Source organism: Sphingopyxis sp. (assembly GCF_016793825.1).
Taxonomy (GTDB): domain Bacteria; phylum Pseudomonadota; class Alphaproteobacteria; order Sphingomonadales; family Sphingomonadaceae; genus Sphingopyxis.
The window spans coordinates 53,382-68,041 of record NZ_JAEULM010000048.1 but is presented as its reverse complement, the minus strand read 5'-3'; the positions used below and the strand labels follow the sequence as shown (position 1 = coordinate 68,041).

The 14,660-nt window shown below is 62.0% G+C and carries 14 protein-coding genes and 1 tRNA gene; 9 read left to right on the top strand and 6 right to left on the bottom strand.

Annotation, left to right across the window (positions count from 1 at the left end; all coding sequences use genetic code 11):
- Positions 1-26: 26 nt before the first annotated feature.
- A complete protein-coding gene (locus JNM03_RS16930; RefSeq protein WP_294038416.1) occupies positions 27-296 on the bottom strand; it encodes a DUF4258 domain-containing protein in 270 nt (89 codons plus the stop codon).
- Between the two features lie 96 nt (positions 297-392).
- The gene (locus JNM03_RS16925) at positions 393-1,385 is read right to left on the bottom strand and encodes a YafY family protein (RefSeq protein WP_294038413.1); all 993 of its coding nucleotides are present in this window, start codon (positions 1,383-1,385) and stop codon (positions 393-395) included.
- A 62-nt stretch (positions 1,386-1,447) separates the two neighbouring features.
- On the opposite strand from JNM03_RS16925, the gene JNM03_RS16920 reads away from it, so the two are divergent.
- The 5 genes from JNM03_RS16920 to JNM03_RS16900 all read left to right on the top strand — a co-directional run bounded on the left by JNM03_RS16920 (position 1,448) and on the right by JNM03_RS16900 (position 6,974).
- Positions 1,448-4,783: a TM0106 family RecB-like putative nuclease gene (locus tag JNM03_RS16920; protein WP_294038411.1), complete on the top strand. Its 3,336-nt coding sequence runs from the start codon at positions 1,448-1,450 to the stop codon at positions 4,781-4,783.
- Positions 4,784-4,831: 48 nt separating this feature from the next.
- Complete coding sequence (locus JNM03_RS16915) at positions 4,832-5,092, top strand: hypothetical protein (RefSeq protein ID WP_294038410.1); 261 nt, start codon at positions 4,832-4,834, stop codon at positions 5,090-5,092.
- Between the two features lie 40 nt (positions 5,093-5,132).
- Complete coding sequence (locus tag JNM03_RS16910) at positions 5,133-5,405, top strand: DUF3892 domain-containing protein (protein WP_294038408.1); 273 nt, start codon at positions 5,133-5,135, stop codon at positions 5,403-5,405.
- Between the two features lie 115 nt (positions 5,406-5,520).
- Complete coding sequence (locus JNM03_RS16905) at positions 5,521-6,195, top strand: hypothetical protein (RefSeq protein ID WP_294038406.1); 675 nt, start codon at positions 5,521-5,523, stop codon at positions 6,193-6,195.
- 44 nt (positions 6,196-6,239) lie between these two features.
- Positions 6,240-6,974: an NYN domain-containing protein gene (locus JNM03_RS16900; protein ID WP_294038404.1), complete on the top strand. Its 735-nt coding sequence runs from the start codon at positions 6,240-6,242 to the stop codon at positions 6,972-6,974.
- Positions 6,975-7,026: 52 nt separating this feature from the next.
- Here JNM03_RS16900 and JNM03_RS16895 read toward each other — a convergent pair whose 3' ends face one another.
- The 4 genes from JNM03_RS16895 to JNM03_RS16880 form a co-directional block, all read right to left on the bottom strand.
- Positions 7,027-7,767: an RES family NAD+ phosphorylase gene (locus JNM03_RS16895; RefSeq protein WP_294038402.1), complete on the bottom strand. Its 741-nt coding sequence runs from the start codon at positions 7,765-7,767 to the stop codon at positions 7,027-7,029.
- On the bottom strand, positions 7,739-8,113 hold the full coding sequence (locus JNM03_RS16890) for an MbcA/ParS/Xre antitoxin family protein (RefSeq protein WP_294038400.1): 375 nt from the start codon (positions 8,111-8,113) through the stop codon (positions 7,739-7,741). Before JNM03_RS16890 ends, JNM03_RS16895 begins: the two co-directional genes overlap by 29 nt.
- Positions 8,114-8,185: 72 nt before the next feature.
- Positions 8,186-9,403 carry an integrase arm-type DNA-binding domain-containing protein gene (locus JNM03_RS16885; RefSeq protein ID WP_294038398.1) on the bottom strand — a complete coding sequence of 406 codons (1,218 nt, stop codon included), beginning with the start codon at positions 9,401-9,403 and terminating at the stop codon, positions 8,186-8,188.
- Positions 9,404-9,620: 217 nt separating this feature from the next.
- Positions 9,621-9,707 (bottom strand) — tRNA-Leu (locus JNM03_RS16880).
- 201 nt (positions 9,708-9,908) lie between these two features.
- On the opposite strand from JNM03_RS16880, the gene JNM03_RS16875 reads away from it, so the two are divergent.
- From JNM03_RS16875 to JNM03_RS16860, 4 genes are all read left to right on the top strand, one after another.
- Positions 9,909-10,841, top strand: a complete 933-nt coding sequence (locus tag JNM03_RS16875) for a complex I NDUFA9 subunit family protein (RefSeq protein WP_294038396.1) — start codon at positions 9,909-9,911, stop codon at positions 10,839-10,841.
- Between the two features lie 248 nt (positions 10,842-11,089).
- Positions 11,090-11,890 (top strand): undecaprenyl-diphosphate phosphatase, encoded by an 801-nt coding sequence (locus JNM03_RS16870; protein ID WP_294038394.1) that lies wholly within the window; start codon positions 11,090-11,092, stop codon positions 11,888-11,890.
- 159 nt (positions 11,891-12,049) lie between these two features.
- Complete coding sequence (locus tag JNM03_RS16865) at positions 12,050-13,492, top strand: NAD(P)-dependent oxidoreductase (RefSeq protein WP_294038392.1); 1,443 nt, start codon at positions 12,050-12,052, stop codon at positions 13,490-13,492.
- A gap of 23 nt (positions 13,493-13,515) precedes the next feature.
- Positions 13,516-14,655 carry a DUF2059 domain-containing protein gene (locus tag JNM03_RS16860; protein ID WP_294038390.1) on the top strand — a complete coding sequence of 380 codons (1,140 nt, stop codon included), beginning with the start codon at positions 13,516-13,518 and terminating at the stop codon, positions 14,653-14,655.
- Positions 14,656-14,660: the final 5 nt, after the last annotated feature.

The window sequence follows — 14,660 nt, the reverse complement described above, 5'->3', positions numbered from 1 at the left end:
ACGTCAATGCGATTTACCTCATCCGTTCAGAACTTCAGGCGGTGCAGGCGGTGCGCCGCGGTAACGATCGCCCCGTCGTCGCTGACGACGACATAGCTGTCGAGCGCGCGCTCGAGTTTCGAATAGCGCTCGCGCCCGAATGCGCCAGCCAGCCGCCGCCGTGCCTTTTTGTCGAGATAATAAATGTCGGCGCCTCGATGCCGACGGCGCGCGCCGTATGCGAGGATCGCATCCACCGCTTCGTTCGAAATTCCGCGCTGCTGGATGCGCTGCCTCGCATGCTTTGTCAGTCCCATGTTGTCCTCCCATTGGTTGCCGAGCATCCAAAATAGGAGAATGGGACGACAAAAGCTGTCACCCGCTGAGCCTGAGGTCAAATTGGCCCTCGCCCCTTACGGCAAAGCTTCAAACTCACGCTGGTGTCCATGCACCATCTCGCGAAGCCGAGCGGGCTGCAGCACCTCGACCGACTTCCCCCAGGAATAGAGATGCCAGCACATTTCGAGATGTCCCGAGGCCTTGAAGCGCACGAGCAAAGAGCCATCCGGCTCTTCCTCGACACTCTGTGTAGGATGGAACACGAAACGCCGGGCATGGGGCGCCGCGTCGGGCGAGAAGCGCCAAATGACGTCGCCATGTTCGGCAGCATTTTCGTACGACCCAAAGCCCTTTTCGGAATGTTCGCGGATATTGAAGCCGGGATCGATCTCGAAGCTCGTGTCGAGCACCTCGGCCGAGTAGATTTCTTCGACCCGGTAATGGCGCAGCGGCACCGTCGCCGGCTTGGCCGTGTCCCGCGCGACGAGATAGCGGCGCACACCCAGCAAGAGGCCGTGCGGTGCCACCACACGCTCGGTCGGTTTGTCCTGCGTCCGGCGCCGATACGAAATGCGGAGCAAGAAGGGCCCTTTCAGGCTCTCCGATATCGCGCTGTCGACCTCGCTCGTCCCGGCCGGTCGCGGCCCCGGACGCGCGGCATGCCCCAGTGCTTCGAGCAGGGCTTCCTCATCGACAGCCAATCGTGTGCCCGCATGAGCGGGAATCAGCGCCCTCACCTTCCGTTCCATCTGGCGGACCGTTGCAGCCTCAGCGGCCATGCCGGCCGCGTCGAGCTGGCGAATCGCCGTCGTCATCGCGGCTAGTTCCTCGGCCGACGGCAACAACAAGGGTGCAATCGCGCGCGCGGGGATGCGCCATCGCCGTTTGCGATCATCACCATCTTCGGGCTCGGCCTGAGGAAAAGCCGCCTCAAGCGCGACCGTCATGCGCTGCGCCGATCGGTGGACACAGCCGAACTCCTCGACAATCTCTTCGAGCGACACCCCGCTACGGCGCGTCGCCATCATCGCGAGCTTGAGAAGGTCCTGGGCCTTTGCAAACGACATCCGATTCTCCATGACAGCTTTTGTCGTCCCGACCTGCCATAGCGGAATAAAGGGGATTGTGTATGCGGATGATCGACGGCGCTCTCAGGCTTTCGGCCTCGGACCTGATGCGGTTCAAGGGGTGCAGGCACGCGACGACGCTCGATCTGCGGCTGATCGAGGCCCGCGATATCGCTCCGTGCGAGGATGGCGACGAAGCCGAACTTCTTCAGAAGCAGGGCGACGCCCACGAACTTGCCTTCCTCGACGCGCTCAAGGCGCAGGGCAAAAATGTCGTCGAAATTCCCAAGGACGGGATCACGCTGGAAGAGTCGGTCCGGCTCACACGAGAAGCGATGGCGGCTGGCCCGGACATCATTTTTCAGGGCGCCCTGCTCGGCGGCGCATGGGGCGGCTATTCCGACTTTCTCGAACGGGTGGAACGCCCCTCCGATCTCGGAGGCTTTTCCTATGAGGTTGTCGATACCAAGCTGAAGCGGAAACCCGACCCCAAACATATTCTCCAGCTCTCGCTCTATTCCGACCTGATCGCCGACCTTCAGGGCGTCCGGCCCGAATCCGCGCATCTCCAACTCGGCGACGGTTCGCGTTTCACCGTGCGGCTCGCCGACGTGGCATCCTATGCACGCCATGCACGGGCGGTGTTCGAAACCTTTCTGACCGACCGGCCGGAAACGCGGCCCGAGCCTGTTTCAAGCTGCGGCCTCTGTCGCTGGAAGGAACATTGCCGCGACGAGTGGGACAAGGCCGACAGCCTTGCTTTGGTCGCCGGCATGACAAGGTCGCAACGCGGCAAAATCGAGGCCGCAGGCATCGAAACGCTCGGCGGTCTCGCGGTCCATGACAACCGCATCCCGAAGCTCGCTCCCGAGACGCAGCAGCGGCTTCAGACGCAGGCGCGGCTCCAGGCCGCGCGCCGCGCCGGCGGTCCGCCGATATTTGCGCTTCGCGACTATGAGCCCGGAAAGGGTTTCGGATTGCTGCCCGAAGCCGACGACGGCGACCTCTTCTACGACATCGAGGGCGATCCCTACTATGAGGGCGGCCTCGAATATCTCCACGGCATCTGGTTTCGCGATGCGGGCGAATGGAGCTTCCGCGCCTTTTGGGCGCATGATCGTGCCGCCGAGGGCAAGGCGGTGGCGGAGCTGCTGCAATTCTTCACGGCGCATCTCCAGCGCCACCCGAAGGCGCATATCTATCATTATGCAAATTACGAGATTGCGGCGCTGCGCCGTCTGACCGCGGAACATCGCGTCGGCGAGGCCGCCATGGACCAGCTCCAGCGTGAACGACGGTTCGTCGACCTGTTTCGCGTCGTATCGGGGTCGCTGATCGCTTCCGAGAAAGGCTATTCGATAAAGGATCTCGAAGCCTTTTACATGGAGAAGCGCGAGGCGGACGTCGCAACCGCGGGCGCGAGCGTGGTCTTCTATGAACGCTGGCGGGAAACGCAGGACGGCGATCTGCTCGACAAGATCTACGACTATAACCGCACCGACTGTATCTCGACGCAGCTGCTGCGCGACTGGTTGATCCGTGACGTTCGCCCCGCAGGCTTGCCCTGGCCGAAACCCGGCGAGGTTTCCGACGCGGGTCCGCTCGCGAATGTCGAGGCCGAGGATGAAGAGATGGCGGCGCTGCGCACGCGGCTTCTTCCGGTTCGCGAGCGGCTCGGCGAAGACATCGCCGATCTGCTGCTCGACCTCAACTTCTTCCACAAGCGCGAAGACAAGCCCGCGTGGTGGGCGATCTTCGATCGACTCGCGCAGGAGAGCGAGGAGCTCGTCGATGATCTTGAATGCGTCCAGGGCCTCGAGGCGGTCGGCGATCCCGTCAAAGTAACGGCAAGGTCGTTCGAGCGAACCTATCGCTTCCCGCCGCAGGAGACCAAATTGAGGGCGGGCCGCAAGCCTTGCGTCAAACCCGCCGCGATGCCCGAGGATGTCGATCTGCGCGAGATCGATCATGACGCAAACCTGCTCGTGCTGCGCCGCTCGACGACCAAGGGCGAGCTGCCCGAGCGGCTCGATCTCATTCCGGCAAAGCCGATCGGCAACGCGACGCTCCGCGCCGCCGTCGCAGCCGTGACCGATGCCATCATCGACAATCCCGGCTCGGCCAAAGCGATAGAGCAATTGCTTATGCGCGCGGCGCCGACGTTTCGCGACGGGGCGCGGCCGGAGGGCATCATCGGCGCCGAAGGCGATCTGTCGGCGCACACCAGCGCCGCAATTGCCGCCATGGATCAAACGACCCTGGCGATCCAGGGACCGCCCGGCACCGGCAAAACCTATGTCAGCGCGCTATCGATCATCGACCTCGTCCGGGCGGGCAAGCGCGTTGCGGTTTCGTCGAACAGCCACAAGGCGATCACCAATCTCCTTGAAGCGGTCGCGGACCGGAGCGCGACCGATGGGGTCCGATGCAGCGTGGTTCAGAAGGCTGCCGACGATGACGATGAGAATGCCCATCCCGGCATCGTCCTTGTGAGCGAGAATGACGCGCCCGAAATCGGGACCGCAGATGTCGTCGGCGCTACGGCGTGGCATTTCGCTCGATATGAAGCGCCAGCCTATGACTATCTCTTCGTTGACGAAGCGGGACAGGTCTCGCTTGCCAATATCATCGCCATGTCGCGCGCGGCCCGCAATCTCGTCCTCGTCGGCGATCCGATGCAACTGCCGCAGCCGCTTCAAGGTACGCACCCCGGACGGAGCGGCGACTCCTGCCTCGAATATCTGATTGACGGACACCGGGTCATCCCCGCCGAGCGCGGCATCTTCATGCCGGTCAGCCGCCGGATGCATCCCGCGATCTGCGACTATATCTCGGTCGCCGTCTATGAGGGCAAGCTGCATTCGGACGATGCTGCCGGCAGTCAATCATTGTTCGCTACCGACGGGCGATCGCTTGTCGGCGCGGGCGTCCGCGCGATCGAGCATTTCGGTCGCTCGCAGGTCAGCCCCGAAGAGATCGATGCCATAAACGCGCAGATCGAGGCTGTGACCGGCGCAACCTATCGCGCGCGCGATGGCAGCGAGCGCGTCATCGGTCACACCGATATTCTGGTGGTCGCACCCTATAATGCCCAGGTGAACGCGCTGCGCGCCGCGCTGCCTGCGGCTGTCCGTGTCGGCACGGTCGACCGCTTCCAAGGACAGGAGGCACCGGTGTGCCTTGTCTCCATGACGACATCGAGCGGCGAGGAGCTGCCGCGCGACATCGACTTCCTCTTCTCGCTGAACAGGATCAATGTCGCCGTCTCTCGCGCGCAGACGTCGGCGGTCGTCTTCGCAAGCCCCCTTCTTCTCGAAACCCCCTGCCGAACTGTCGAGGAAATGATGCTCGTAAATGCACTTTGTTTGCTTCGCGAGCATGGGGGTGACAGCTTCTGACATGCTGAAGTGCGAATCTGCTTTCATCGAACGAAAGGAGATTCGCTCATGGCCTACTGGGATATCGGACTTCGCCACATCGTCGACGTCGACGGGCAGTTGCTGGCAATCGACGCCGAGGTGATCGACACGGCTTCGCTTCTCGCAAAGGCCAATCTTCCGACCGACCGCCAGCTCTGGCTGGTCCGCGCAGGCGAATATTTCGCGCTCGGTGCGAAACAGCTTCTGCGTCTTTCGCAGGACGAAGTGCTCTTCTTCGAGACCGCCGAGCGCGTGCAGGCGCCGATATTTCAAAAACGGGCCGCCTGAGGCCCAACGCCCACTAAGCAGAATTGGAAAGGAAAAGCTCATGGCAGACGTGCAAGTGACGTGCATCAACAAGCAGCCGCGCAACGATCCTTATGAAGGGATCACCCACCTCGGCGGAGCGACCTGGCACTGGACGCGCCAGCAGGTCATCGATTCGATCGAGGCGAAGACCAACACCTTCTACACCCTTGTCGGAAACAACCGCGGCGACATCGGCGTCGTGAATGGGGCGAACGGAAAGTATCTTCGTACCTATGCCGACGGAAAGTGGAACGACAATCTCCTCGCGCTTCCGGAATGTCCTCGACGCTAATGTCTAAATGGCCCTATCGCTTGACGCGGCAAGGCCTGAATCCGGCACCCTGAGAAGATCAACTGACAGAAAGAGAATTATGCAGGAGCGGTACCTCGGGGATTCTCACGACTTCTTGAAGTATGCGCTGCTTCGGCATCTAAGCAAAACTCTTGAGCTTCGGATCGGGGTGAACTGGTACCTCACGACGCCCGATCAGGTTGACCGCCCGGGCAACAATGATGGTGAGAAGCGTCATCATCTCAAAGGCGGGGTTTGGCGTGATGCGGACGCCGAGCTCTTCGAAAAGATCGGCAAGTTCGATACGGTCGCTGACCGCAAGCTTTCAAACGTGGCCGCGTGGGAGATTCTACCGCCCGACACTTGCTACTTTGCGGCCCACGTTCCGGCGGATGACCGTGGAAGCTGGCACCAGAACGCGATCGCCGAATTGCAGCCGGCCGACCTGATTTTCCTCGATCCGGATAACGGCTTCGAGGTGACCTCGATGACCGCGCGAACCCGGCCCAAATATTCGCTCTTCAGCGAAGCCGCGGACTATGTGGCTGCGGGCAAGTCTGTCGTTGCAATCCAGTTCGCTCGCCAATGCGACCCGGTACAGCGAGCGATTGATATTCGAAGCAAGCTCGTCTCACTGGTAGGAAGTCCGGCGGACTTCCCGGTTGTTCGCGGGCGCGTTGCTCCCAATCTTCTATTCTTCAGTATCGTTCCGGGCGCCAATCGCGAGCGGTGGCGGCGCGCCCTGCTCGACTTCGAGATGAATTGCGCCAAGGCCGAAATCATCGAGTAGGCGGCTTTCAATGTTTCTTTATTGCCGTCTGGCATGGTCGTTCCATGTCAACGACGCTCGAACATCCTGCCAAGCTCGCAGTTCTTATTGATGCCGATAACGCGTCGCCGCGGATAGCCGCAGGCCTTTTCAAAGAGATTGCCACGATAGGCGAAGCGAGCGTCCGGCGCATTTATGGCGATTTTTCGAGCACGCGGCTCAAGGGTTGGGCGGAGGTTCTGGCCACACATGCCATCATGCCGCACCAGAATTTCGCTAACACGATCGGGAAGAACGCGTCCGACATCGCGCTCGTGATCGATGCTATGGATCTTCTGCATTCGGGACGGTTCGATGCCTTTTGCCTCGTCTCGTCGGATAGCGACTTCACGCGCCTTGCCGCCCGAATACGAGAACAAGGCGTCGCCGTGTATGGCTTCGGAGAACAGAAAACGCCGCAAAGTTTCCGTCAGGCGTGCAAGCGCTTCATCTACACCGAGAACCTTACGCTCGACGAAGCTGAAGGCATAACGGCAATTGGCGGCAGCCCCGAGCCTGAACCTGAAACGGCCAAACTGAAGCCGACGGAGGCGATCCCGCTCATCCAAGCAGCGCTGGGCCAGCTCGACGATCTGGATGGCTGGTACCCGCTAAGCGCGGTTGGAAGCCGACTTCTGGCAGAGATGCCCGATTTCGATCCACGCAGCTACGGGTGCGCCAAGCTCGTCTCGCTGATCGAAAAATCTGGCGCCTTCGACATTAGGCGCGACCAGCTTCGGGTTTACATCAAGACAAAATAGCTGCGCCGCAATCGCTGATCGTCCGACCCAACTCCCTTGGCAAAGAGCTTAGTCAGAGGCCGAAGTCTGAAGGCCGAAACCTAAACCGCTCCTCCGACGGAAAAGCGCGAAGAGCGATCAACTCGCCTTGCTCGTAGCGAATATGCCAAGTTTGAGCGTTGCGGGGCGCTGGGTCACGAAAGACCGATGGGTCCAGCAGGGCCACGTTCGCGCGATGCTGAGGATCTCTAACGGACGCGTAGCGAATAGCCTGCGCGTCAATCTCTCGCGCTTCAGACGCAAATTGTTGGCAAGCGGAATAGTCGTCCTTCGCCATCCACAGCGACGCGCCCGCAACAAATGGTTCTGCAGACAGGTCGAGCAGACGATCCATCGCTACCGAGACACTGATTGCCGAGTGTTCCACGGTCGTGCTCGGCGGCTGAAACCCAGGCGACCGGGAGTAGAAACGCAGCCGCCAATAGGCTGTCTCGGCAATCGCAGCGCCAATCGCCTCTGCGGCATAGAAGATGCCGGGCTTCTCACCGGCGCGGCGAAATCTCGAGCTACTCTTATGCCCGTAGCGAAACGGCGTCGCGAGCAGATAGTGGAGATGTCGCGCCGCTACCGGCAAGTTCGGTTTCACTTCTTCCACAAGCTGCTCGAGCAACGCTTGATCGCCGGCGCCCGCCGCCAAACGGTTGGTCGAAATCCGATGTTGTGCTTCGACGATCCGCCACAGCTTCCCACTGTAGGCGCGAAGATGCTCCGGCTTCGGCGTTCGCTCAAACGCGGGCGCGGTAATCATCGACATAGTCGGCCACGTCGTTCAGACCGCGGATCGTGCGGATCAGATCGATGGGTCTGCCGCCAAGATCCAAGTTTTCCGACTTCAGCCAAGACGTTGACGCCATATCGTCGCTTCCCATGAGCGCATCGAGGCTGCGAAAAAGCCGGACGAGATACTGCCCAAGTTCGAACGCCTTCTCGGCTCGCTGAAGTTGATAACTGCCGGAACGAAGCCGCGAGGCCGTAGCAGCGGAAATACCGACCACCGAGCCCAACTGCTCGTTCGTCAGTTTCCAGCACGTCGCCACGCGCACGACCGCTTCTGAGAGAACTCGTCCCTGATCCGCCTGCGAGGCCAGCCGCGTCGCCATGACATTCTCCAGAATGAAAATCTATATTTCCATTCATAGGAACAAACGCCGGATTTTGCAAGCGGAGGCACCTCATTTTGCGGTTAGGGCCGAGATCTGAGCTTCGTCAGACGCGCGTAAGGCGTCGAGATAATCGCTCCACCACTGATGCATCGCTACCCGTTCATCCCAATAGCGCCCTCGGTTATAAGTCCCGCGAACGGCATTGGCGTCCGCATGCGCCAGTGAACGCTCGATCGCATCGGGATGCCATTTGCCGCTTTCATTCAAGAGCGAAGAGGCGGTGGTCCGCAGGCCGTGAGCTGTTACCTCCCCGGTGGAGTACCCCATGCGGCGGAACGCCTGATTGAGTGTGTTCTCGCTCATTGGCCGGCGAAACGTGTGAAAGGCAGGAAAGACGAACCCTTCTGGTCCGGTAAGCTCGTGAAGCTCCCTCAAATAGCTCAACACCTGACGCGACAGCGGTACGGCATGAGGTCGGCGCATCTTCATGCGCTCAGCAGGGATATTCCATACCGCATTGTCGAGATCGATCTCTGGCCACAGGGCTTCACGCAGCTCTCCAGGCCTAGCCATCACATGAGGCGCGATCTGACACCCGAGCCGCGTAATCGCGTTTCCGGTATATGCGTCGATAGACCGCAGCAACGCACCGACTGCCTCCGGTTCCAAGAGCGCAGCGTGGTGCGTCACCCGCGGAGCGATCAGCGCCCCCCGCAACACGGCAGTAGGATCGCTCTCTCCTCTTCCAGTCGCGACCGCATAGCGGAAGACCCTGCTGGCAAAGGAGCGGGCGCGACGCGCCGTTTCATATTTGCCGCGCGCCTCGATCCTCTTGAGCACAGCCAGAACCTCGACGGGCTTGAGGTCGGCGACAGGCATGGTCGCGATCGGCTTGAGCTGGTCGAGGAGCCAGTTCGCCTTCACCGTCGTCGCATCGGCTCGCCCCTCGGCGACCGACTTGTCGATATACTCCTTGGCGATGTCACCGAACGTGTTTCCGGCATTGAACTGCGCGATCAGCTTCTGACGCTTGCGCTCGGCAAGCGGGTCGACGCCTTCACGCAGCTTACGCCGGGCATCGTCGCGCAATTGCCTAGCTTCGGCCAAGCGCACTTCCGGATAAGCCCCGAGCGCGATGCGGTTATCCTTTCCGAGATGCCGATACTTGAAGCGCCAGAGCTTTGCGCCTGTCGGGCGCACCTCCAGATAGAGGCCTCCAGCGTCCGCGCGTTTGTAGGGGCGGTCCTCCGCCTTAAGCGAACGGATCATAACATCGGTAAGGGACATCGACTCAACTCCTGCAAGCAGGTCTCAGCCGGTGCGTCATCTCAAGCCAGCGATGGGGCCACCAGAAAATGGCCGTGGGGCCATCGCCTATTCCGGTGGCCCCATTTCGAGTGAGATCGAGTGAAATATCCTCGGACACCAAAAGACAAGACCAAGGAGAAAATGGCAGATTTCTGCCGTTTTGTCGATGGCTCTGGGATGTCTAGAGAGGGGTAAATGGTGCCCAGAAGAGGACTCGAACCTCCACGACCTTGCGATCGCCAGCACCTGAAGCTGGTGCGTCTACCAATTCCGCCATCTGGGCACGGGGTAGGAGCGGGCGCTTAGCGGCGGAGCGGGCGGCTTGTCAACCACGCCGCGTGCGGCGCCGGACATTTTATTTGGCGAAGCCGCTTTTCCAGCGGGCACGGCTGCGCTGCCCCTTGCTCCGCCCGGCGCTTCGCGGCATGGGAAGCCGTTCGGCGCCTCGATGCGCACGTCAGGGAATCGGATACAGGAAGACATCATGCAAAAGCTGGACGGACAATTGATCACCGTGATCGGCGGCGGCGGTTTCCTGGGCCGATATGTCGTCCAGCGCCTGCTCGCACGCGGCGCGCGGGTGCGCGTTGGCGAACGCGAGCCGCGCAAGGCGGTGTTCCTGAAACCGCTAGGCGGGCTTGGCCAGACGCAATTCGTCGTCGCCGACGTCCGCGATCCGGCCAGCGTCGCGCGCGCCGTCGCCGGCAGCGACGCGGTCATCAATCTCGCCGGGGCATTCGACGACATGCAGGCCGTGCAAGCCGATGGCGCGGGCCATGTCGCCGCGGCCGCGAAATCTGCCGGCGCCCGTACGCTCGTTCACATCTCCGCCATCGGCGCCGACAGCGATGGCGCGCCAGCCTATGCGCGCAGCAAGGGGGATGGCGAAGCCGCCGTACGCCGCGCCTTCCCCCATGCCGCGATCCTGCGCCCCTCGATCATCTTCGGACGCGAAGATCATTTCATCAACCGCTTCGCCGCGATCATCCGCCTTGCACCGGTCGTTCCGGTCATCGCGGCGGGGACGAAATTCCAGCCGGCGTATGTTGGTGACGTCGCCGAAGCGGTGGTCGCGGCGCTCGGCGATGACGCGGCAGGAAAGCTTTTCGAACTCGGCGGACCGCAGGTGCTCACGATGGCAGAGCTGCAGCGGTGGATCGCCGAAGCCACCGGGCGCAAGCCGCTGTTCGTCGAATTGCCCGACGCCGTTTCCGCAGTGCTCGCCACCGCTTTCGGCTGGGCGCCGGGCGCGCCGATCACCAAGGACCAGTGGCTGATGCTTCAGCGCGACAATGTCGTCGCCGGCGGCGCGGCCGGCTTCGACCAGTTCGGCATCACGCCGACGTCGCTCGGCGCGGTCGCCGAAGGTTGGCTCGTCCAATATCGCCGTAACGGACGTTTCGCCCAGACCGCCTGACCTCACCCTCTGGGTCGCCTCTGGCCAATCCCCGAAAAGCCCCCCCATGGCCCATTTCGTCTGGCGGGAAGCTGATCGCGCGGACGCTCGGGCTCGGCCCGCCCGTCAACGGGCGCAAGGCCTGCGACGCACGGTTCAAATAGCGGCTGGAAAAAGCCGGCCGGGCTGATAGGCTCCGCGCAGGACAAGGGCGTCCGGCATCGGTCGGGCGCCCTTTCGCTTATTCACGATCTGCATATTGGAACCCCATGAGCATCTGGCTGACCGCGATCATCCTCGGCATCGTCGAAGGACTGACCGAATTTCTTCCCGTTTCCTCGACGGGCCACCTGATCCTCGCAACCGAGCTGCTGGGCTATGATGCGTCCCGATGGGCGGTGTTCAACATCGCGATCCAGCCGGGCGCGATCCTCGCGATTGTCGTCCTCTACCGACATCTGTTCTGGGAGATGTTCACCGGCTTCTTCCGGCGCGATCCGGTCGCCATCGCATTCGTGCGCAACCTGCTGCTCGCTTTCCTTCCGGCAGTCGTACTCGGGCTCGCGTTCGGCGACTATATCGAGGCGCTGCTGGAAAACGCCGTCGTCGTCGCCTGGGCCCTGATCGTCGGCGGTATCGGCATCCTGCTTGTCGAACGCTTTGCCAGGCCGAAGGAGAGCGGCGGCGTCGCCGCGCTGACAACGCGCCAGTCGATCATCGTCGGGCTGGTCCAGTGCATCGCGATGATCCCGGGCGTCAGCCGGTCGGGCGCGACGATCATGGGCGCGATGGCGCTGGGAATCGATCGCAAGACCGCCGCCGAATTCAGCTTCTTTCTGGCGCTGCCGACATTGACCGGCGCGACGATCCTCCAGCTCGCAAAACATCATGATGCGATCACGAAAAGCGATATCGGGCTGATTGCTGTCGGCGCGGTCGTGTCGTTCATCGTGGCGTGGGCAGTCATCAAGGCCTTCCTCGCCGTGGTCACTCGTTATGGCTTCGCACCCTTCGCCTGGTATCGAATCATTGTCGGCATCGCAGCGCTCGCCTGGCTCGCGTCCAGATAGGGCCGAATAGATACTATTTGCGAAAGATAGTTGCGCAGTCCTCATTTGCGTAGTCAGAGCTTCCCGATTTAAGGTCAATAATACTGTCCTATATCGCATTTCGCTCGTGACAGCGCCTTTCAAGCCATGTCATCGCGCCCTCAACGAAGGGGATACTGCATGGCTTCCGATCGCATGCTTCAGTTTGTGGGGCGTGAACAATCCTATCCGGACAAGCGTTCGGCCGAAGAGCGCGCACGCGACTTCCGCGAGATCGCCGAACGCTACGCTGCGCCCGAGGCCGACGCACAGGCGGCGCGCTGCTCGCAGTGCGGCGTCCCTTATTGTTCGGTACATTGCCCGCTGCACAATCATATTCCCGACTGGCTCCGCCTGACCGCGGAGGGTCGCCTGCGCGAAGCCTATGAGCTTTCGAATGCGACCTCGACGATGCCCGAGATCTGCGGCCGCATTTGCCCGCAGGATCGTCTGTGCGAGGGCAATTGCGTGATCGAATTTTCGGGCCATGGCGCGGTCACGATCGGCAGTGTCGAAAAATATATTACCGACACCGCCTGGGTCGAGGGCTGGGTCGAACCCGTTCATGTGGGCAAGCCGACCGGCCAGTCGGTGGGCATCATCGGGGCCGGCCCCGCCGGCCTGACCGCCGCCGAATATCTTCGCGTCCAGGGCCATGAGGTACACGTCTACGACCGGCACGACCGCGCCGGCGGGCTCCTCACTTATGGCATCCCGGGCTTCAAGCTGGAAAAGGATGTCGTGATGCGCCGCATCGATCGGCTGGAGGCCGGCGGCATTCACTTTCATCTCGGCTTCGCGGTCGGCAAGGATGCCACGCTCGACCAGCTCCGGCAAAAACATGACGCGATCCTCGTCGCGACAGGCGTTTACAAGGCGCGCGAGATCAAGGTGCCAGGGAATGGCGCCACGGGTGTCATCGCCGCGCTCGACTATCTGATCGCATCGAACCGCAAAAGCTTCGGCGATGCGGTACCTGCTTTCGACGACGGCAGTCTTGATGCCCGGGGCAAGCATGTCGTCGTGATCGGCGGCGGCGACACCGCGATGGACTGCGTCCGCACCGCCGTGCGGCAAGGCGCAAAATCCGTGAAATGCCTGTATCGCCGCGACCGGGAGAATATGCCCGGCTCGCAGCGCGAGGTCGCCAACGCGGAGGAAGAAGGCGTCGAGTTCGTTTGGCTATCGGCCCCCGAAAGCTTCGCCGCCGACAAGAGTGTCAAGCAGGTCGCGGTCGCTGGAATGCGTCTCGGCGCGCCCGACGCGAGCGGACGGCGCAGCCCCGAACCCGACCCGGAACGCAAGTTCGACCTCCCCGCCGACATGGTGATCAAGGCGCTGGGCTTCGACCCCGAAGAGCTGCCGAACCTGTTCGGTTCGCCCGACCTCAGCGTCACGCGCTGGGGCACGCTGCGCGTCGATCATCAGACGATGATGACCAGCCTGCCCGGCGTTTTCGCCGCCGGTGACATCGTCCGCGGCGCCAGCCTGGTCGTCTGGGGCATCCGCGACGGCCGCGATGTCAGCGAACAGATGGCAAAGTGGTTGAAAGTGAAGGCGGAAAGCGAAAAGAAGGCGGCATGACCAACAGGGGAAGGATCATTCCAATGACAAACTGGAAATATATGCTGCTCGCCGGTGCCGTCGCGATCGTGCCCGCGCACGCTTTCGCCGCACCAAAGAAAGAAGCCCCGCTCGCCGAAGTCGTCGCGCCGGCGGATGAACAGAACGCGCAGAGCGAAGCGACCAGCAAGGCCGCGATGGCCGATGCCAAGGCGAAGATGCAGAAGGAAATCGACGAAGCGATCAAGCTGATCGAAAAGATTTTCGGCGTCGACAAACTCCCGGCCGTACCCTCAGCACAGCTCGCGCTGGCGCAGCAGACGACGACCGCGCTCGTCCCACCGGGCAGCCTCGCGAAGATGCTCGACAATATGTACGGCAAGCTCTTCAAGGGCATCCTTGGCGAAGTCGGCGGCATGTCCGACCTGATGCTGTCCATCAAGACCGGCGTCGAAACCGAAAAGATCGAGGCGCTCGATGACAAGAGCAAGGCCGCGATCGCCGACCTGCTCGACCCGTATCGCCAGCAGCGTGAAGACCACGTCATGAACGTCATCAAGCCGCTGATCACCGAGGCGCTCGGCGACCTCGAGGGGCCGATGCGCAATGGCATGGCCTATGCCTACGCCCGCAAGTTCAATGCGCAGCAACTCGGCGACATGAATGCCTTTTTCGCGACGCCGACGGGCAAGGCCTATGCCGACGAATGGATGTCCCTGCAGGCGGACCCCGAAGTGATGCTGGCGATGATCAAGGCGGTGCCGCCGATGATCAACAAGTTCATGGACCGTGGGCCGGAACTCGAAGGCAAGTTCAAGGACCTGCCCAAGGAAAAGCAGCTTTCGGACCTGACCGACGCCGAACTCGCGAAGCTTGCGAAGCTGATGAAAGTCGACGTCAAGGTGCTGAAGGAACAGCGCGACCAGTGGGCCACCCCCACCGACGACGCCGAGACGGCTGCCGTCGATGCGGCGGACGCGGCGGCTGACGCGGCTGAAGCCGCTGCGGACGCGGCAGACGCCGCGGGTGGCGATTGGGACCCTGCCTACGATCGCGAAAACTGGACCGAGACCGATCGCACCCGTGTCGAGGAGTTGGAGGCCGCCGCCAGCGAGGCGTCGTCCGCGGCCTATGATGCGGAACAGACTGCGATCGCCAACGCCCGCAAGAAAAAGAAGAAGTAAGCTGA